Below are 19,221 nucleotides of genomic sequence, written 5' to 3' on the forward strand. Positions count from 1 at the left end.
CACCCGTGGGGATAGACCCTGGATTTCCCCGAAGTGCCGGAAGCGGACGGCGTTTCCCCCACACCCGTGGGGATAGACCCCTGGGATCCCTCGGCATGGGCTTGCGACATGGCGCGCCACGGCTCATCATTGCGCGTCGCGCGCAACGGCCCCCCATCGGTCGACCGTAAGACCCTGGGGCGGGGCGACGCGGCTACCGTCGCCGGGGGATCCATTTCCCATCAGGTCGTGCAGCAGAGCCGACGCGCTGTGGGGTTGGGGGTGGGCAAAACAGCCCCGCTCATCACCCCTCCGCCGTCAACCGCAACTCCATCCGGTGCACATACCGCTGCCCTGGATCCAACCGGGCGGTTGGGAAAGCGCCGATGTTCGGGCTGTTGGGGAAGCGCTGGGTTTCCAGCGCAATCCCGGCGAAGGGGCAATAGGCTTGGCCGCCCTTGCCGATGATCGCCGCGCTGAGATAGCCGCCGGTGTAGACCTGCAAGCCCGGCTGGTCGCTCCACAATTCCAGGCGGCGGCCCGAGGGCGGGTGTTCCAACCGCGCCACGGGGCGCACAGCGCCGGTGCCGCCATCCACACACCAATTGTGATCGAAACCGACCGTTCCGCCCAGCGCGGTAAGCGCGTCGCCCAACAGCGGCCCGTTGCGCAGGTCGAACGGGGTCTGGTCCACCGGCAACCGTTCGCCGGTGGGGATCAGGCCGCTGTCCACCGGGGTGATCGCGCCGCCCAGCACGGTCAAACGATGGTCGCGCGCGTCGCCCGCCGCGTGACCGGCGAGGTTCCAATAGCTGTGATGGACCAGATTGACCATGGTCGGCGCGTCGGTCGTCGCCGTCATGGTGATGGCGAGCGTCCCGTCCGCCGTCAGGCGGTAACGGGTTTGGGCCAGCAGTTCCCCCGGATAGCCCTGGTCGCCGTCGGGCGAGCGGAAGGTGAAGGTGACGGCGTTCTCCGCCTCCTCCAACGCCATCGCCCACAGCCGCCGGTCAAAGCCATCGGCCCCGCCATGGAGATGGTTGGGCGGTTCGTTGACGCTCAGGCCATGGCGCACGCCGTCGAGGGTGAAGGCGGCCCCGCCGATGCGGTTGCCGTACCGCCCGCAGGTCGCGCCGAAATAGGCGGTGCTGTCCAGGTAGTCCGCCAGCCGGTCAAAGCCCAGCACCACATCGGCCAGCGCCCCGGCGCGGTCGGGGGCGGTCAGCCGGACCAGACGCGCGCCGTGCGCGATCAGGGTGGCCGACAGCCCGGCCGGGCTGGTCAGGGTCACAGCCTCCACCGGGGTGCCGTCGGCGGTGTGGTCGAAGACGAAACGGTCGATGGTCACAGGCTGGATGCTCACAGGCTCAGGCCTCCGCCGGTTCGCCGCCACGGTCGGACCAGACCGCCAGCAAACCCTTTTGCAACAGGATGAAGACGAACAGCAGAACGCCGATGGCGATCTTGGTCCACCAACTGCTCATGGTTCCATCGAAGGTGATGTAGGTCTGGATCAGCCCCTGGATCAACACCCCGCCGAAGGTCCCCAGCACCAGGCCATAACCGCCGGTCAATTGCGTGCCGCCAATGACCACGGCGGTGATGGTGTCCAGCTCCACCCCCGTCGCCGCCAGCGAATAGCCCGCTCCGGTGTAGAGCGAAAAGACGATCCCGGCCAGCCCGGCCAGCAGGCCCGACAGGGCATAGACCGCCACCGTCGTCCGCGCCACCGGCACGCCCATCAGCTCCGCCGAATGGCGGTTGCCGCCCAGCGCGTAGATGTTGGCCCCGAACCGCGTCCAATGGGCCAGCAGCATCGACAGCGCGAACACCCCCAGCATCAGCATGGCGGGCAGGCTCAAGCGGCCCCCGGCGGCGAAACGCCACGCCACATCGTTGAGATCGCTGTAGAGCGGGTGGTTGATCGGGATGGAATCGGTGGTCAGGACAAAGCTGACGCCGCGCGCGATGAACATCCCGGCCAGCGTGACGATGAAGGGCGGCATCTGGAACCAGTGGATCACCGCCCCCATCGCCGCGCCAAAGCCGGTGCCGACCGCCAGCGCAACGGCAAAGGCGACCGCCGGGTGCAGGCCGACCTGCTCGATCAGCACGGCGAGCAGCACGGTGGTGAAGCCGATCACCGCGCCGACCGACAGATCGATCCCACCCGACAGGATGACAAAGGTCATGCCCGCCGCCGCGATGCCGACAAAGGCGTTGTCGGTCAACAGATTGCCCACCACCCGCCAGGACGCGAAGTTTGGGAACTGCGCCGCGCACAGAAGAAAGCCGACGACCAGCACCATCATGGTGACGATCAACGGCAGGAAACGCTGGATCATGGGGCGGATCCTTCCTTGTGGGCTTTGCCGGGGGCCTTGCCGGTCACTTTGGCCGCGATGGGCCGCGCGTTCGCCGGGCTGCGCGGGCGGGGCAGCAGCAGGGACAGGGCGGGCGATTGCGCCAGCAGCACCACCATCAGCACCGCCGCCTTGACGATCAGGTTGAATTCCGGCTTGAAACCGCTCAGCAGGATGCCGGTGTTCATCGCCTGGATGATGGCCGCGCCGACGATGGACATCAGCAGGCCAAACCGCCCTCCCAACAGGGAGGTGCCGCCGACCACCACCGCCAGGATGGCGTCCAGCTCCAGCCACAGACCGGCGTTGTTGGCGTCGGCCCCGCGAATGTCGGCGGTGACGATCAGCCCGGCGACGGCGGCGCACAGCCCGCACCAGACATAGACCGCGATCAGGATCACCGGCGTGTTCACCCCGGCGTAGGCGCTGGACAGCCGGTTGACGCCGACGGATTCGATCATCAGCCCCAGCGCCGTGGCGCGCACCAGCAGCGCCGTCACCGCCAGCGTCGCGGCGGTCAGCACCACCGGCGTCGGCACGGTCAGCACCGCCCCGCTGCCGATGGCGGCCAGACCGGGGCTGACAAAGGTGACGATCTGCCCCTCGGTGATGAGCTGGGCGATGCCGCGCCCGGCCACCATCAGGATCAAGGTGGCGATGATCGGCTGGATGCGCAGCACGGCGACCAGCACGCCGTTCCACAGCCCGCACAGCAGCCCGGCCCCAAGGGCCGCCAGCAGCACCAGCGGCAGGCTCCACCCGGCTTGCGTCATCGTCGCGGCGATCGCCCCGGAAATCGCCATCACGGCCCCGACCGACAGATCGACGCCGCGCGTGGCGATGACCATGGTCATGCCGATGGCGAGCAGCGCCACCGGCGCGCCCCGGTTCATCACGTCGATCAGGCTGCCGAACAGGCGGCCATCCTGCACGCGGATGGAAAAGAAATCGGGAAACAGCAGCCAATTCGCCAACAGCACGGCGATCAACGCGCCGCATTGCGGCAGGTTGCGGCGCAGGGCGGAGGAGGACAGGGTCACGGTCGGGCCTCCGCAACGGGTGGGGACGATTCGGACGCGATGGCGGCGACGATGCGCTCGACGCAGACATCCTCCCCGCTCAGCGCCGCGACGTGGTGGCGGTCGCGCAGAACGACGACGCGGCGGCTGTAGGCGACGATCTCCTCCAACTCCGAGGACACCACCAGCAGCGCCATGCCGTCGGCGCACAGCCGTTCGATCAGACGGATGATTTCGGCGTGCGCACCAACGTCGATGCCGCGCGTCGGTTCATCCAGGATGAGGAAGCGTGGTTCGGTCGCCAGCCAGCGCGCCAGCAGCGCCTTTTGCTGGTTGCCGCCGGACAGCAGTTGGATCGGCCGTTCGGCGTCGGGCGTGCGGATGTCGAGCAGGCGGATGAAGCGGTCGGCGATCTCCTCCTGGCGGCGGCGCGGGATGGGGTTGAGCCAGCCTTGCCGGGCCTGGAGCGCCAGGATGATGTTCTCGCGCACCGACAATTCACCGACGATGCCCTCCTTCTTGCGGTCCTCCGGGCAATAACCGAAGCCGAGCCGGATCGCTTCGCGCGGGCCGCGCAGCGCCACCGGCGCGCCATCGACGGTGATGGTTCCGCTGTCCGCCCGGTCCACGCCAAAGGCCAGACGCGCGGTTTCCGTGCGCCCCGAACCGAGCAGCCCGGCCAACCCCACCACCTCGCCGGGGCGGATGTCCAGATCGAAGGGGGCGACGCTGCGCGCCTTGCCCACCCCCTGGAACCGCAGCAGCGGCGGGGCGCTGTCGTCAAACTGCGTCGGTTGGGCCAGCCGGTGAGCGGCGGCCTCCAACTCCCGGCCCAGCATCATGGCGACCAGATCCAGGCGCGGCAGTTCGGCGGTGCGCCGTTCCCCGACAAGACGCCCGTTGCGCAGCACGGTGATGCGGTCGCACACCGCGTAGACCTGATCGAGGAAATGAGTGACGAAGACGATGCCGATGCCGCGCGCCTTCAGCCCGCGCATCACATCGAACAGCACCGCCACCTCCTGCGCGTCCAGGCTGGCCGTCGGTTCGTCCAGGATCAGCACCTTGGCCGACATGTCCACCGCCCGCGCGATGGCGACGATCTGCTGGGTGGCGACGGAAAAGCGTTGCAACGGGGCGGCCACGTCGATGGACAGGCCGTAGCCGTCCAGAATGGCGCGCGCGCGCCGCCGCATCGCCGCCCGGTCCACCAGCCCGAAGCGCATCGGCTGCCGCCCCAGGAACAGGTTTTCCGCCACCGACAGATTGGGCAGCAGATTGACCTCCTGATACACCGTGCCGATGTTCAGGCGCTGGGCGTCCTCCACACTGCGCGGCGCGATCTCCGCGCCGTTCAGCGCGATGGTCCCGCCGTCGCGCTGGTAGACGCCGGTCAGCGTTTTGATGAGGGTGGATTTGCCCGCCCCGTTTTCCCCCAACAGGGCATGGATTTCGCCGTGGCGCAGGGTGAAATCGACGCCGTCGAGCGCCTGGACCCCAAGAAACGCCTTGGACAGCCCCCGGATCGCCAACAGCGGCGGGGCGTGGGGATTCGTCATGAGAAACCTCGCCGGACGGACCAGATACGCGATGCCGCGCGCGCCATCGCCGACGCGGCCAGAACAAGCCTGTGGTGACGGGGATCCCGTGATGGAACAGGGGTTGCGGTGCCCGCGTCACCGGCACCGCAACCCCCGTGTCCGTCCGGCGCGTCCCCCAACAGCGCCGTCACTCACATCCGATCAATAGGCGTCCTTGCGGCGCTCGTACTCGGCCTTGGCGGTGTCCGGGGTGAAGAGGGCGGATTCCGTCTGGATCCACTTCGGCGGCACCTTGCCGGACTTCTTCATCTCGATCAGCGCGTCATAGGCCGGACCCGCCATGTTCGGGGTCAGTTCGACGGTGGCGTTCGCCTCGCCCTCGGCCATCGCCTTGAAAATGTCCGGCACGGCGTCGATGGAGACGACCAGGATGTCGGTGCCGGGCTTCAGACCGGCTTCCTTGATCGCCTGGATGGCCCCGACGGCCATGTCGTCGTTGTGGGCGTAGACGGCGCAAATGCCCTTGCCGCCATTTTCGGCCTTGATGAAGCTTTCCATCACCTCCTTGCCCTTGGCGCGGGTGAAGTCGCCGGACTGGGTGCGGATGATCTTCATGCCGGGGTTCTTGGCGACGACCTCGTCAAAGCCCTTCTTGCGGTTGATGGCGGGGGAGGACCCGACGGTTCCCTGCAATTCGACCACCGGGCATTTGCCGCCGGTCTTCTTGGCCAGCCATTCGCCCGCCACCCGGCCTTCGTGCACGGTGTCGGAGGTGACGGCGGTCAGATACAGGCTGTTGTCCTTGGTTTCGATCTGGCGGTCGAGCAGGATGACCGGGATCTTGGCCTCCTTGGCTTCCTTCAACACCGCGTCCCAACCGGTGGCGACCACCGGGGCGATGAAGATGGCGTCCACGCCCTGCGCCACAAAGGAGCGCACGGCCTTGATCTGGTTTTCCTGCTTCTGCTGGGCATCGGAGATCTTCAGCTCGATCCCGCGCTTCTCGGCTTCGGCCTTGGCGGTCTTGGTTTCCGCCGCGCGCCAACCGGATTCCGAACCGATCTGCGAGAAGCCGACCACCAGCTTGCCACCGGCGGCCTGGGCCGGGGAGAAACCGGCGCACAGCGCGACAACCGCCGTGGCGGCAAAGGCGGACGTCAGCCAGGTCATGGACATCGTTCCTCACTCCCTAAAATTTTTATGGGTCGTTTTCGCAAGGGGGCGCAGTGCGGGACGGCGCAACGCGCCCCGATTGGGTTTGACGATGGGTCGCAGAGTCAGGGTCGGTCCGGCCGTCCCTGGACATCTTCGGTCGGTGGATCGTTTCAATGATTGTTTGATGAACGCACTTTAAGCAACGATGCCATAACTGTCCAATGCGATTTATAATAATATTGATATTCAAATGATTATCTATGCCATTCGGCAGGGGCCGATTCAGGGTTTCCACGCCCCCAACAGCGTGTCGTGAAAACGCGCGGCCATCGGTGACAGCACCGCGCCGTGGCGGCGGACGATGCCGATGGTGCGCGAGATGTTGGGGTGTTTCAGCGGCACGGTGCGGATGATCGGGTGGCCCTGCGCCGGAGTCGCCAGCTTGGGCAGCAAGGCCACGCCCAGACCGGCTTCGACCAACCCCAGCGACCCCGACAGATGCATGACCTCGTAAGACCAGGTCAGCTTCAGCCCATGTTCGGCCAGCGTGGTGTCGATCAGGGCGCGGTTGCCGCTGGTCCGGCCCACGGTGATGATCCGGTGCGCCGACAGCTCCGCCCACGACACCGACTCCCGCCCCGCCAGCGGGTGATCGTGGCGGCAGGCCAGCACGAAGGGATCCTCGGCCAACGGCTGGAAATCGATGTCGGGGTGTGACGCGCCGATGAAGTTGATGCCGAAATCCGCCTCGCCGCGCGCCACCGCCTCCAACCCCTCGTTGGCCCCCAGATCGAGGATGCGGAAACGGATGCGGGGAAAGGCGGCGCTGAATCCGCTGATGGCGCGGGGCAGGAAATAGAACACCGTCGTCGGCACCGCCGCGATGGAGATCTGGCCGCCGCTGCGCGTGCCCAAATCGTGGATTCCCATCAGCGAGCTTTCAAAATCATCGAGCAGCCGCTGAACCTTCGGGATGAAATCGCGCCCGACCATGGTCAGCGCGACGTGGCGGGTGGAGCGTTCCAGAAGCGCCACCCCCAGCGTGTCTTCCAGTTTCTGGATGCGGCGGCTCAAGGCCGGTTGCGACAGGTTCAGCAGCTTGGCCGCCCGGTGGAAACTGCCCAATTCCGCCACCGCGACGAAGGCTTTCAAATCGATCAGTTCGAAATTCATGGTGTGGGCCGCTCCGCCGTTGCCCCGGATCATGGGTCCGGCATTGATCCGGTTTTCGCAATAATTGCTTCGATCTTTGCATTTCACAGAAATGCGGGCAAGGCCGATAGTCGGCCCATCGACCGTGGCCACGGCACCCCGTCATCGGATGGACTTCAGGCACTCCCATGAACGAACAGATTCGCATCCCCTGCGTGATGATGCGGGGCGGAACCTCCCGTGGCCCCTTCTTCCTGGCTTCCGACCTTCCCGCCGATCCGGCGGCGCGCGACGCGCTGCTGTTGTCGGTGATGGGGGCGGGGCATGATCTGGAAATCGACGGCATCGGCGGCGGCAACCCGCTGACCAGCAAGGTGGCGATCATCGGCCCGCCCAGCGTGACCGGGGCCGATGTGGATTACCTGTTTGCGCAGGTGAAGGTGCGCGAACGGGTGGTCGATACCTCGCCCAACTGCGGCAACATGCTGGCGGCGGTCGGTCCCTTCGCCATCGAAGCCGGTTTGGTGGCCGCGAGTGACGGCGTCACCGTTCTGCGCATCCACAACGTCAACACCCGCAAACTGATCGAGGCACGGGTGCAGACCCCCGGCGGCCACGTCACTTACGAGGGCGACGCCACCATCGACGGCGTGCCCGGCACGGCGGCCCCGATCCATTTGACCTTTCTCGACGCCGCCGGGGCCAACACCGGACGGCTGCTGCCCACCGGCCAACCGATGGAGACGATCAACGGTGTGGCCGTGTCCTGTTTGGACGCCGCCATTCCGGTGATGATGGTGCGCGCCGCCGATCTTGGCAAAACCGGTGCCGAACCGGCGGACAGCTACCGCCTCGACCGCGCCTTCATGAGCCGGTTGGAGGGGTTGCGGCTGGAGGCCGGGCGGCGGATGGGCTTTGCCAACACTGGCGATCTGGTGATCCCCAAGCCGGTTCTGCTGGCCCCGGCCACGCGCGGCGGCACCCTGTCGGTGCGCTATTTCATGCCACACGACTGCCACAAGGCGTTGGCGATCACCGGATCGGTGGCCATCGCCACCGCCTGCGCCACCCCCGGCACGCTGGCCGCGTCGATGATCGGCGCGCTGGGGTTGCCCGCCGACGTGACGCTGGAACACCCATCGGGCCGCCTCACCGTCCGCCTGGACGGGACGGCGACGCCGCAGGCGGCCGTCCAGCGCACCGCGCGGCGTTTGTTCGAGGGGGCCGTCTTCGCCCGCCCGGACGCCGCCCCCCACCGGTTCGCCCTGGCCAGTTGATCGCTTCCGGTCGATCGACACCGTTTGATCGCCCCACCCGAAGACCACCGAAAATCCCAATCAAAACCCGGCCGGAACAGCCATAGACTGGCACCGGCCCGTCGGAGGAAACCACCATGACCCGCACCGTTGCCGCCCTGCTGCTGGCCTCCACCGCCTTGTTTGCGGCCCCCGCCCTGGCCGACAAGCCGATCATCATCAAATTCAGCCACGTCGTCGCCCCCGACACGCCCAAAGGCATCGCGGCGGCCCAGTTCAAAAAGCTGGCCGAGGAGCGCACCGGCGGCAAGGTGGTGGTGGAGCTGTACCCGAACAGCCAGCTGTACAAGGACAAGGAGGAGTTGGAGGCCCTGCAGTTGGGAGCGGTGCAGATGCTGGCCCCGACCGCCAGCAAGTTCGGCCCCATCGGGCTGAAGGACTATCAGGCCTTTGACCTGCCCTATCTGTTCCCCGACCGTGCCGCCGTGCACAAGGTGACGAACGGACCGCTGGGGGCCGGGCTGCTGCGCAGGCTGGAAGACCGTGGCATGGTCGGTTTGGCCTTTTGGGACAACGGCTTCCGCGCCATGAGCGCCAATTCGCCGCTGCGCCTGCCCACCGACGCGCGCGGTTTGAAGATCCGCATCAACTCGTCCAAGGTGAACGCCGAAACCATCAAGGCGTTGGGCGGCCTGCCGCAAACGCTGGCGCTGTCGGAGGTCTATCAGGCGCTCGACACCGGCGTGGTGGACGGCACCGACGGGCCGCTTTCCAACCTCTACACCCAAAAACAGCACGAGGTGCAAAAGCACGTCACCCTGACCGACCACAGCTTCAGCGCCTACGTCGTCGTGGTGAACAAGACATTCTGGGACGGGTTGCCCACCAACATCCGCACCACGCTGGACGGCGCGATGAAGGAGGCCACCCGCCTGAACGACCAGCTGGCCGAAGAGGATGAGCGCAAGACCATCGACGCCATCCGCAATTCCGGCAAGACCGCCGTCCACACTCCGACGCCCGACGAGAAAAAGGCGTGGGTCAAGGCCCTGATGCCGGTGCAGACCAAGATGGCCCAACAGCTTGGCCTGACCGAACTGGTGGCGGCGGTCAACCGCGACCAGACCGCCGAGCGCGGCCAGTAATCCGTCGGCCAGCAACCCGTCGACAAATCACCCCTCGGCGCGACCCGTTCGGCGCTGTGTTGGGGCGGGATCGGTGGCGTTTGCCCCGGTCCCCCCGCAGGGAAGGACACACCACACCATGAGAGTTCTTGATGCGCTGGAGGAGTGGATCATCTCCACCCTCATGGCGGCGGCCACGCTTGTCATTTTCGTTGCGGTGCTGCACCGCTACCTCGTCGGCGTGCCCGCGTTGCAGGACATGATGCTGCGCTTCGATTTCACCTGGGCGCAGGAGCTGTGCATTTACCTGTTTGTCTGGATGGCCAAATTCGGTGCCGCCTATGGCGTGCGCACCGGCATCCATGTTGGCGTCGATGTCGTCATCAACCGGTTGGACAGCCCGCTGCGCGCCCGCTTCATCGTGTTCGGCCTGCTGGCGGGCGCGCTGTTCACCGGCGTCGTCGGGTCGCTGGGGGCGAATTTCGTCTATCACATCGCCCAGACCGAGCAGGTTTCCGCCGATCTGGAAGCGCCGATGTGGCTGGTCTATCTGGCCATTCCGCTGGGGTCCTTCCTGATGAGCTTCCGCTTTCTTCAGGTCTGCGTCGCCTTCCGGCGCACCGGCAGCCTGCCCCACCACGATCACGGCCATGTCGAAGGGCTGGACAGCGGCGCGGACGAGGCGGCGGACATCAATTGGTACGCGTTGGACGATGGCCTGCACCCACATGACCTCGCCCATCCCAGCCAATCCGACCGCAAACCCGGCACCAAGCCCGGCTCCGGCCGCCCGCAGGAGAACGCACGATGAGCGCCGCCGTCATCTTCGGCCTGCTGCTGGTCCTGATGCTGACCGGCATGCCGATTTCCATTTCACTGGGTCTGACCGTTCTGACCTTCCTGTTCACCATGACCGACGTGCCGATCAACGCCGTCGCGCTGAAGCTGTTCACCGGCATCGAGAAGTTCGAGATCATGGCGATCCCCTTCTTCATCCTGGCGGGCAACTTCCTGACGCACGGCGGTGTCGCGCGCCGCATGATCAACTTTGCGACATCCATGGTCGGCCATTGGCACGGTGGGCTTGGGCTGGCCGGTGTGATGGGCTGCGCGCTGTTCGCGGCGGTGTCGGGATCCAGCCCGGCCACGGTCGTCGCCATCGGGTCGGTGATCCTGCCCGCCATGGTGCAGCAGGGCTTTCCCCGCCAGTTCGGCGCGGGCGTCATCACCACGGCGGGCGCGCTGGGCATCCTGATCCCGCCGTCGATCTGCATGGTGATGTACGCGGTGGCCACCGCCGGGAATCCCAAGGCGGCCTCCATCGGCCAACTCTTCATGGCGGGTGTGGTTCCGGGCCTGATCCTGGCCTTCCTGCTGGGGCTGACCACCTGGCACCGCGCGCGCAAGAACAACTACCCCCGCCTGCCAAAGGCCAGCCTCGGCCAGCGCCTGCGCACCTTCCGCGAAGCGGTGTGGGGCCTGCTGCTGATCGTGGTCGTCATCGGCGGCATCTACAGCGGGGCGTTCACCCCGACCGAAGCGGCGGCGATGAGCGCGGTCTACGCCTTCGTCATCGCCGTGTTCGTCTACAAGGACATGCCGCTGTCCAGCGTGCCGAAGGTGCTGCTGTCGTCGGCCAGCATGTCGGCCATGCTGCTCTACATCATCACCAACGCCGTGCTGTTCTCCTTCGTCCTGACCTCCGAAAGCATCCCGCAGGCGATCGCCGACTGGATCACGGCGCAGGGGCTGGGCGTGGTCGCCTTCCTGCTGGTGACGAACATCCTGCTGCTGATGGCGGGCAACTTCATGGAGCCGTCCTCCATCGTCCTCATCATGGCCCCGATCCTGGTCCCGGTCGCCCTGCGCCTGGGGATCGACCCGGTCCATTTCGGCATCATCATGGTGGTGAACATGGAGGTCGGCATGTGCCACCCGCCGGTCGGCCTCAACCTCTACGTCGCCAGCGGCATCACCAAGATGGGCATCACCGAACTGACCGTGGCGGTGTGGCCGTGGCTGCTGACCATGCTGGCCTTCCTGGTCGCCGTCACCTACCTGCCGATCCTGTCGCTGTGGCTGCCGCGCACGCTCGGCATGCTCTGAACAACCACAAGCCTTTCCCTCACTGCGGGGTGTCTTCGGTCGCCCCCCCTGCTGATACGGCGTCACGCAGGTCGGTGCCGCGTTGCTGGTCCCGCAGCAGCGCGGCAACCGCGTCGGCGGTCATCGGGCGGGCGTACAGGTAGCCTTGCCCCTCCTCGCAACCCCGCGCGCGCAAAAACGCCCGCTGCTCCTCGGTTTCGATTCCTTCGGCAATGGCGACCATGTTCAGCTTGTGGGCCATGGCGATGATCGCCTCGGCAATCGCTTCGTCGTTGCGGTCGTGGGGGATGTCCTGGACAAAGCTGCGGTCGATCTTGATGCGGTCGATGGGCAGGGACTTCAACGACCCCAGACAGGAATAGCCGGTGCCGAAATCATCAATGGCCAGCGACACCCCCAGCGCCTTCAGCGCGTGCAGCGTGGCCACACAGCGTTCGCTATCCTGCAAGGTGCTTTCCGTGATCTCAATCTCCAACAGAGCCGGATCAAGACCCGTGCTGTCCAGAATCTGACGGACGACGTTGGGCAAACGGTCGGGCTGCATCTGGCGGGCCGACACGTTGACCGCCATGCGCAGCGGCGGCAACCCGGCCTCCTGCCAGGCCCGCGCCTGCCAGCAGGCTTCGCGCAGCACCCAATCCCCCAGTTCCATGATCAGGCGGCTTTTTTCGGCGACCGGAACCACGTCGTTGGCACCGCACAGCCCATGAATCGGATGCTGCCAACGGATCAACGCCTCGACCCCGATGATCGCGCCGGTGGCCAACTCCACCTGCGGCTGATAGTGGAGCCGCAATTCATCCTTTTCAAAGCCGCGCCGCAGGTCGCGGTCGCGTTCCATCGACAGGGCCGCCTGCTCGGTCATTTCCTTGCGGTAGAACGCAAAGCCGCTGCGCCCGGCGTCCTTGGCCGCGTACATGGCCGTGTCTGCGGCGCGGATCAGATCCTCCTTCCTCGTGCCGTCTTCGGGAAACAGGCTGATGCCGACGCTGGCGGTGATGGCGAATTCCATCCCCAACAGCGTGACCGGTCGGGACAGGGTGGCGATGATGCGATCCGCCAGCTCTCCCAGCGCTTCGGGATGCTCGACCCGATCCACGATCACCATGAACTCGTCGCCACCCAGCCGGGCCACGGTGTCCTCGGCGCGCACGGCAAGCCGCAAGGCCTTGGCCACCGCGCGCAGCAGGTCATCGCCCACGCTGTGGCCGAGCGTGTCGTTGATCTGTTTGAAATGGTCGAGATCAACGAACAGCAGGCCGACCTTGCCCTGGTTCCGCTCGGCCGCCTGCATCGCGTGTTCCAGCCGATCCATCGCCAACAGGCGGTTGGGCAGGTCGGTCAGCGGGTCGAAATGGGCCAGATGCTGGAAGCGCTCCTGCGCCAAGCGGATCGCGGTCAGATCGGAAAACAACAGGATGTAGTGCGACACCTGACCGCTGCGGTCGGCGACCGCCGCGATGTTCGCCAGCACCGGCAGTTCCTTGCCGTCGCGCCGACGCCCTTGGATTTCCCCATGCCATTGCCGATCCGCAACCAGGGTGTTCTGCATGGTCTGCCAGTCGGCCGGGGACAGACACAGCGGCGACAGCAGGGGGGCGGGGCGGCCGATCACCTCGTTTCGGTCGTAACCGGTTATGGCGCAATAACCAGGGTTGCAATCCAGGGTGACAAAGCGATCATCCAGAATCAGGATGCCTTCCTGCGTCGCCTCGAACACCATGGCGGCCTGACGCAACTGGGCCTCGGCGCTACGGCGCGCCGTCACGTCCTGGATCACCCCGATCAGTCTTTTTCGTGCGCTGGATTCAGCGGTGAAGATCCGCCCCTGGACCTTCAGCCAATGGACGCTGCCGTCGGGATGGACGCTGCGAAACTCGATCACCCCCAAACCGTGGCCGTCCAGCGTCCGTTCCAACGCCCGATCGACCAGATCCCGGTCCTCCTCGTGCACCGTTTCCAGAAAACGCTCCCACGGCCCGGAAAACACCTCGTGCCCATACCCGAACAGGCGTTGGGCCTTGCCGACGTGCAACAGGGTGCGGCTGGTCACGTCCAGTTCCCAAGACGCCATTTCCGCCGCCTCCAGCGCCAGATGCAGCCGCTCCTCGCTTTCGCGGATCGCCGAGTCGGTGGCGCTGCGCTCCAACGCCATCTGGATCGTCGCGTGCAATTCGCGTTCGCTGAACGGTTTGACCAGATACCCATAAGGCTTGGTGCCGCGCGCCCGCTCCAGGGTCGCGGCTTCGGAATAGGCGGTCAGATAGATGATCGGCGTGTGGAACTCCTTTTGGATTTCCGACGCGGTCTCGATCCCGTCCATCGGGCCTTCGATGTGGATGTCCATCAGCACGATGTCGGGCAACTCGCTGCGGACGCGTGCCAGGGCCTGCTCCCCCGATGCCACGGGGGACGATGGATCGTAGCCCAGGGACCTCAACCGTTGCTGAAGATGCAGAGCGACGATCCGCTCATCCTCAACCACCAGAACGCGGGCTTGGGACATGCGGTGACTCCGTCTGTTTGGCGCTTGGGAATCTCAAGGAAAAGCGCGTCGGGTTCGCTCTCTGGATCGCCAGGGAACCGCCCAGCTGCTCGGTCAAAAGGCTGACCAGTTGCAAACCAAGCGTGCCGGTCACGTCTGGATCGATGTCGTCCGGCAGGCCGACGCCGTTGTCGCTGACCGTCAGCGAGACCTCCGTCGGGGTTTCGTTGACCAACCGGACCTCGATCTCTCCGCCGCGCCCGTCGGGGAAGCCATGCTTGATGGCGTTCGAAATCAATTCGTTCACGATCAGACCGCAGGGGATGGCCGCGCTGATCGGCAGTTGGACACCGATGGTGTGGACCATCAGGGCGATGCGGGAGGGATCGATCTCGTAGGAGGCGATGAGGGTCGGGGCCAGGGAATCAAGAAAGCTGGCGAAGTCGACCCGCGCGAAGTCTTTCGACTGGTACAGGGTTTGATGGATGAGCGCCATCGACCGGATGCGCGTCTGGCTGTCGCGCAGCATCGCCAAAACCTGTGCGTCGTCGATGCGCGCCGATTGCAAACCCAGAAGACTGTCGATGACCTGAAGATTGTTTTTCACGCGGTGATGGATTTCCGCGAGCAGAAGATCCTTTTCCTTCAGAGCTTGTTGGATCCGTTCTTCTTTCTGCTTGCGGTCGGAAATGTCGACGATGGCCGACAGCACCATGGTTCCATCTTCGGTTTCAATCGGATTCAAGCCGATTTCGACCGGAAACTCACTGCCATCCTTGCGCAAACCATACAGGTCACGCCCCTCTCCCATGGGTCGCGACTGGGGCTGCGCGAAGAAGGATGCCCGCAAGGCCGGATGGTGGGCGCTGAAACGGACGGGAACCAGGAGTTCGATCGGTTGCCCCAGCAATTCACTGCGGGCGTAGCCGAACACGCGCTCGGCCTGGGCGTTGATCATCTCGATCAGCCCACGGCTGTTGATCATGACCATGGCGTTGGGGGCGGATTCGACGACCTGCCGAAACCGCTCCTCGCTTTTGCGCAGGGCGTGCTCGATCCGCAGACGATGCACATCCTGGAGCAGCGTGGGTTCGTCCTGCACGCGCAACCTCCACCCGTGTTTCTCCGGCGGATGTGTTCCGTCGGTCGCGTCTTGCTCCCTGAACCGGCAACATTTCAATTGCCTCAATAGACAACAAATGGCGAAAGACAAAAACGGCACCGTGAGGAGAATGCCGCCCCCCCCCAACCGCAAGATCGGACGTGCGGCTTTCATGAAAAATTTAAGAAATTTAAGAATTTCCACATACACGATCACGCTGCGCACTTCACACGCCGCGCATTGCGCACAATGTGAGAGGGTAGGACAATTATAACATGCTGTCCACCCGCCATTTGGTAAGTGTTCATACTTTCCGAGCGTCCCGCACCAGCGCGACAAGGCCCGCCCATCACGCGATGGGCGGGCCTTGAAACGACCAACGGGGACAAAAGCAGATCAGGACAACCGACGGCCCTGATCCTGGGCGCTCACTCCGCCGCGACGCTCTGGGCCGGTTCCTCGGCCGGAACGGTGCGGATCAGGTGGTCGAAGGCCGACAGGGCGGCCTTGGCCCCTTCGCCCATGGCAATGATGATCTGCTTGAACGGCGTGGTCGTCGCATCGCCCGCCGCGAACACGCCGGGCAGCGAGGTTTGGCCACGGGCGTCCACCTCGATCTCACCGCGCGGCGACAGGGCGAGCGTGCCCTTCAGCCATTCGGTGTTCGGCACCAAGCCGATCTGCACGAAGATGCCTTCCAGATCAACACGCCGCAGCTCGCCGCTGTTGCGGTCCTTGTAGGACAGGCCCGTCACCTTCGTCCCGTCGCCGTGCACCTCCGTGGTCTGGCCCGAGGTGATGACGGTGACGTTGGGCAGGCTGAACAGCTTGCGCTGCAGCACCGCGTCGGCGCGCAACTGGCTGTCGAACTCGATCAGGGTGACGTGCGAGACCAGACCGGCCAGATCGATGGCCGCTTCGACACCGGAGTTGCCGCCGCCGATCACCGCCACCCGCTTGCCCTTGAACAGCGGGCCGTCGCAGTGCGGGCAATAGGCCACGCCCTTGTTGCGGTATTCCGCCTCGCCCGGCACGTTCATCGACCGCCAGCGCGCGCCGGTGGACAGCACGACCGTGCGGGATTTCAGCGTCGCGCCGCTGGCAAGCTTCACCTCGATCAAGCCGCCGGGGACCGCCGCCGGAACCAGAGCCTGCGCGGTTTGCAGGTTCATGATGTCAACGTCGTATTCCTTGACGTGCTGCTCCAGCGCGGTGGCCAGCTTCGGCCCTTCGGTGTGGCGGACGGAGATGAAATTCTCGATCGCCATGGTGTCGAGCACCTGACCGCCGAAGCGTTCCGACGCCACACCAGTGCGGATGCCCTTGCGCGCCGCATAGACCGCCGCCGCCGCACCAGCCGGACCGCCACCGATCACCAGCACGTCGAACGCGGCCTTGGCCTTGATCTTTTCGGCCTCGCGCGCCGCCGCACCGGTGTCGAGCTTGGCGACGATCTGCTCCAGCCCCATGCGGCCCTGGCCGAAGGGTTCGCCGTTCAGGTAGATCGACGGCACGGCCATGATCTGGCGGCTCTCGACCTCCGCCTGGAACAGCGCGCCGTCGATGGCGACATGCCGGATCCGGGGGTTCAGAACGCTCATCAGATTCAGGGCCTGCACCACGTCGGGGCAGTTCTGGCAGGACAGCGAGAAGTAGGTTTCAAACTGGAAGTCGCCGTCCAGATCCTTCACCCGCTCGATCAGGTCGGCGGATTCCTTGGACGGGTGACCGCCGACCTGCAACAGGGCGAGCACCAGCGAATTGAATTCATGGCCCATCGGCAAACCGGCGAACCGCACGGCGATGTCGGTGCCAACGCGGGCGATGGCGAAAGAGGGCGTGCGGGCGTCATCGGCGCGCCGCAGCGTGATCTTGTCGGTCAACGACGCGATGTCCTCCAACAGCCCCAGCATCTCCTGGGATTTGGCGGAGTCGTCGAGGGACGCAACCAGTTCGACGGGCTGCGTGATCCGCTCCAGATACGCTTTCAGTTGACCTTTGAGCGTGGCGTCCAGCATGGCAATGGTTCCCGATTGGAAAAGGCGTCGGATCGAACCGAGTGCGCGTCGGTGGTGGTCCGGCAGGGAGAATTTGAAAGCACGGTTTTAAAAACGGACGGCTGCCGCCTGCGCGATGCCGTGCGCGTCGCACCCGTTCGCAACAATCCCCGGCGTGATCGCTCGGAGGGGAGCACCGGCCCGCCGCGCCCGTGTTGCTGGGGCGGCGGGCCGGTGCCGGTCAAGCGACCGGACGCTTAGATCTTGCCGACGAGGTCGAGCGACGGGGCGAGGGTCTTCTCGCCTTCCTTCCACTTGGCCGGGCAGACTTCGCCGGGGTGCGAGGCGACATACTGCGCGGCCTTGACCTTGCGCAGCAGCTCACCGGCGTCGCGGCCGATGCCACCGGCGGTGACTTCGACGATCTGGATGACGCCGTTGGGATCGACGACGAAGGTGCCACGATCGGCCAGACCGGCTTCTTCGATCATGACGTCGAAGTTGCGGGTGATGGTCCCGGTCGGGTCGCCGACCATGGTGTAGCCGATCTTGCCAATGGCGGGCGAGGTGTCGTGCCAAGCCTTGTGCGAGAAGTGGGTGTCGGTCGACACGGCGTAGATTTCGACGCCCAGAGCCTGGAAGGCGGCGTAGTTGTCGGCCAGATCCTCAAGCTCGGTCGGGCAGACGAAGGTGAAATCGGCGGGGTAGAAGAACACGACCGACCACTTGCCCTTCAGATCGGCGTCGGTGACGTCGATGAACTTGCCGTTCTTGAAGGCGGTGGCCTTGAAGGGCTTAATCGCGGTGTTGATCAAAGACATTGTGCTCTCCGAAGGATGAACAAGGTTTGGGGTTTGGCCCCGGTCCGGGGTCCGGCGACGCGTCCGGATCGGTGCGGCGTCTCCCCAGGGTTGCTTGACCAGAACAGAGATAGGGGAAATCGCTGACCAAGAGAAACACAAAATACCGATTGCATTGATCGGCAAATCCGATCAATGCTTCCGACCATGAAGCCCCTGCCCACCCTGCGCCAGCTCCGCTATCTCGTTGCCGTGGTTGACCGTTGCCATTTCGGCCAAGCCGCCGAGGCCTGTCTGGTCAGCCAGTCGAGCTTGAGCGCCGGGATCCAGGAGTTGGAGGATCTGTTGGGCGCGCCGCTGCTGGAACGCACGCGCCGCACGGTGATGCCGACTCCGCTGGGGCGCGAGATCGCCGAACGCGCCCGCGCGCTGTTGAAGGACGCGGAGGATCTGGTGGATCTGACCCGCAGCGCCGCCGATCCGATGGCCGGGCCGCTGCATCTGGGGGTGATTCCGACCATCGGGCCGTTCCTGATCCCGCGCGTGATGCCCGATTTGCGGGCGGCCTTTCCCAATCTGAAACTGTATCTGCGCGAGGACCAGACCGCCCGCCTGCTCGACCGGCTGAACGGCGGGGAGTTGGACGCCGCCCTGCTCGCCCTGCCCTACCCGATGGGCGACATCGAAGCGCTGGACATTGCCGAGGATCATTTCTTCTTCGTCTGCCTGCCCGAACACCGGCTGTGCGCCTCGGCCACCGCCCACCCGATCGACGTGGCGATGGAGGATTTGCTGCTGCTGGAGGACGGCCATTGCCTGCGCGATCACGCGCTGGCCGCCTGCGCGCTCGACAGCGCCCCGCGCAACACCGTGTTCCAGGGCACCAGCCTGCTGACCCTGGTGCAGATGGTCGCCAACGGGCTGGGGGTGACGCTGCTGCCGCAGATGGCGGTCGAATCGGGCATTCTGCGCGGCCTCAACCTGGAGGTCCGCCCGCTGGACGGCGAACGCCCCTTCCGCCGCATCGCCCTGGTCTGGCGGCGCAGTTCGGGCCGCAAGGAAACCTTCCGCCGTCTGGCCGCGACGCTGAAAGCGTCGCTGGCGGTGGTGTCGGCACCGCCAGCGACGCCCTGATCGCCGGA

15 protein-coding genes and 1 CRISPR repeat array (1 of these 16 cut by a window edge) are annotated in these 19,221 nt (G+C 65.7%); of the genes, 5 read left to right on the forward strand and 10 right to left on the reverse strand.

The genetic code is table 11. From position 1 onward, the window contains the following. A CRISPR array of direct repeats spans positions 1 to 79; the repeat unit is 28 nt; unit sequence GTTTCCCCCACACCCGTGGGGATAGACC; it begins 437 nt to the left of the window's first position. A gap of 204 nt (positions 80 to 283) precedes the next feature. From EJ903_RS19005 to EJ903_RS19030, 6 genes are all read right to left on the reverse strand, one after another. Then, entirely contained in the window at positions 284 to 1,342 is a 1,059-nt protein-coding gene (locus tag EJ903_RS19005; RefSeq protein WP_246015746.1) for an aldose epimerase family protein, read from the reverse strand. 4 nt (positions 1,343 to 1,346) lie between these two features. Next, complete coding sequence (yjfF, locus tag EJ903_RS19010; protein ID WP_126618406.1) at positions 1,347 to 2,324, reverse strand: galactofuranose ABC transporter, permease protein YjfF; 978 nt, start codon at positions 2,322 to 2,324, stop codon at positions 1,347 to 1,349. Beyond that, on the reverse strand, positions 2,321 to 3,382 hold the full coding sequence (locus tag EJ903_RS19015; protein ID WP_126618408.1) for an ABC transporter permease: 1,062 nt from the start codon (positions 3,380 to 3,382) through the stop codon (positions 2,321 to 2,323). Before EJ903_RS19015 ends, yjfF begins: the two co-directional genes overlap by 4 nt. Next, positions 3,379 to 4,920: a galactofuranose ABC transporter, ATP-binding protein YtfR gene (ytfR, locus tag EJ903_RS19020; protein ID WP_126618411.1), complete on the reverse strand. Its 1,542-nt coding sequence runs from the start codon at positions 4,918 to 4,920 to the stop codon at positions 3,379 to 3,381. The genes EJ903_RS19015 and ytfR overlap by 4 nt, the downstream gene beginning before the upstream one ends. 183 nt (positions 4,921 to 5,103) lie before the next feature. Then, the gene (gene ytfQ, locus EJ903_RS19025; protein ID WP_281274767.1) at positions 5,104 to 6,072 is read right to left on the reverse strand and encodes a galactofuranose ABC transporter, galactofuranose-binding protein YtfQ; all 969 of its coding nucleotides are present in this window, start codon (positions 6,070 to 6,072) and stop codon (positions 5,104 to 5,106) included. 267 nt (positions 6,073 to 6,339) lie between these two features. After that, entirely contained in the window at positions 6,340 to 7,230 is an 891-nt protein-coding gene (locus tag EJ903_RS19030; RefSeq protein ID WP_126618488.1) for a LysR family transcriptional regulator, read from the reverse strand. A 167-nt stretch (positions 7,231 to 7,397) separates the two neighbouring features. On the opposite strand from EJ903_RS19030, the gene EJ903_RS19035 reads away from it, so the two are divergent. The 4 genes from EJ903_RS19035 (at position 7,398) to EJ903_RS19050 (ending at position 11,695) form a co-directional block, all read left to right on the forward strand. After that, positions 7,398 to 8,486: a 4-oxalomesaconate tautomerase gene (locus tag EJ903_RS19035; RefSeq protein ID WP_126618413.1), complete on the forward strand. Its 1,089-nt coding sequence runs from the start codon at positions 7,398 to 7,400 to the stop codon at positions 8,484 to 8,486. A gap of 116 nt (positions 8,487 to 8,602) precedes the next feature. Next, a complete protein-coding gene (locus EJ903_RS19040; RefSeq protein WP_126618414.1) occupies positions 8,603 to 9,610 on the forward strand; it encodes a DctP family TRAP transporter solute-binding subunit in 1,008 nt (335 codons plus the stop codon). A gap of 118 nt (positions 9,611 to 9,728) precedes the next feature. Continuing rightward, entirely contained in the window at positions 9,729 to 10,400 is a 672-nt protein-coding gene (locus EJ903_RS19045) for a TRAP transporter small permease (protein WP_126618416.1), read from the forward strand. Continuing rightward, positions 10,397 to 11,695: a TRAP transporter large permease gene (locus EJ903_RS19050; RefSeq protein ID WP_126618418.1), complete on the forward strand. Its 1,299-nt coding sequence runs from the start codon at positions 10,397 to 10,399 to the stop codon at positions 11,693 to 11,695. The genes EJ903_RS19045 and EJ903_RS19050 overlap by 4 nt, the downstream gene beginning before the upstream one ends. Before the next feature lie 19 nt (positions 11,696 to 11,714). Here EJ903_RS19050 and EJ903_RS19055 read toward each other — a convergent pair whose 3' ends face one another. The 4 genes from EJ903_RS19055 to ahpC all read right to left on the reverse strand — a co-directional run bounded on the left by EJ903_RS19055 (position 11,715) and on the right by ahpC (position 18,100). Next, positions 11,715 to 14,201: a two-component system response regulator gene (locus tag EJ903_RS19055; protein ID WP_126618420.1), complete on the reverse strand. Its 2,487-nt coding sequence runs from the start codon at positions 14,199 to 14,201 to the stop codon at positions 11,715 to 11,717. Further along, positions 14,173 to 15,507 carry a sensor histidine kinase gene (locus tag EJ903_RS19060; protein WP_246015748.1) on the reverse strand — a complete coding sequence of 445 codons (1,335 nt, stop codon included), beginning with the start codon at positions 15,505 to 15,507 and terminating at the stop codon, positions 14,173 to 14,175. Before EJ903_RS19060 ends, EJ903_RS19055 begins: the two co-directional genes overlap by 29 nt. 203 nt (positions 15,508 to 15,710) lie before the next feature. Next, positions 15,711 to 17,300, reverse strand: coding sequence for an alkyl hydroperoxide reductase subunit F (gene ahpF / locus EJ903_RS19065; RefSeq protein WP_126618422.1), 1,590 nt, complete (start codon positions 17,298 to 17,300; stop codon positions 15,711 to 15,713). 236 nt (positions 17,301 to 17,536) lie between these two features. Further along, positions 17,537 to 18,100, reverse strand: a complete 564-nt coding sequence (ahpC, locus tag EJ903_RS19070; RefSeq protein WP_126618424.1) for an alkyl hydroperoxide reductase subunit C — start codon at positions 18,098 to 18,100, stop codon at positions 17,537 to 17,539. A 186-nt stretch (positions 18,101 to 18,286) separates the two neighbouring features. Between ahpC and EJ903_RS19075 the strand changes: the two genes are divergently transcribed. Then, the gene (locus EJ903_RS19075) at positions 18,287 to 19,213 is read left to right on the forward strand and encodes a hydrogen peroxide-inducible genes activator (RefSeq protein WP_126618426.1); all 927 of its coding nucleotides are present in this window, start codon (positions 18,287 to 18,289) and stop codon (positions 19,211 to 19,213) included. Positions 19,214 to 19,221: the final 8 nt, after the last annotated feature.

This window comes from Azospirillum griseum, assembly GCF_003966125.1.
Classification (GTDB): domain Bacteria; phylum Pseudomonadota; class Alphaproteobacteria; order Azospirillales; family Azospirillaceae; genus Azospirillum; species Azospirillum griseum.

Coding starts and splice junctions, on each gene's coding strand:
- yjfF (WP_126618406.1), bottom strand. CDS start 2,324: ATGATCCAGCGTTTCCTGCCGTTGATCGTCACCATGATGGTGCTGGTC.
- ytfR (WP_126618411.1), bottom strand. CDS start 4,920: ATGACGAATCCCCACGCCCCGCCGCTGTTGGCGATCCGGGGGCTGTCC.
- ytfQ (WP_281274767.1), bottom strand. CDS start 6,072: ATGACCTGGCTGACGTCCGCCTTTGCCGCCACGGCGGTTGTCGCGCTG.
- EJ903_RS19030 (WP_126618488.1), bottom strand. CDS start 7,230: ATGAATTTCGAACTGATCGATTTGAAAGCCTTCGTCGCGGTGGCGGAA.
- EJ903_RS19035 (WP_126618413.1), top strand. CDS start 7,398: ATGAACGAACAGATTCGCATCCCCTGCGTGATGATGCGGGGCGGAACC.
- EJ903_RS19040 (WP_126618414.1), top strand. CDS start 8,603: ATGACCCGCACCGTTGCCGCCCTGCTGCTGGCCTCCACCGCCTTGTTT.
- EJ903_RS19045 (WP_126618416.1), top strand. CDS start 9,729: ATGAGAGTTCTTGATGCGCTGGAGGAGTGGATCATCTCCACCCTCATG.
- EJ903_RS19050 (WP_126618418.1), top strand. CDS start 10,397: ATGAGCGCCGCCGTCATCTTCGGCCTGCTGCTGGTCCTGATGCTGACC.
- EJ903_RS19055 (WP_126618420.1), bottom strand. CDS start 14,201: ATGTCCCAAGCCCGCGTTCTGGTGGTTGAGGATGAGCGGATCGTCGCT.
- ahpF (WP_126618422.1), bottom strand. CDS start 17,300: ATGCTGGACGCCACGCTCAAAGGTCAACTGAAAGCGTATCTGGAGCGG.
- ahpC (WP_126618424.1), bottom strand. CDS start 18,100: ATGTCTTTGATCAACACCGCGATTAAGCCCTTCAAGGCCACCGCCTTC.
- EJ903_RS19075 (WP_126618426.1), top strand. CDS start 18,287: ATGAAGCCCCTGCCCACCCTGCGCCAGCTCCGCTATCTCGTTGCCGTG.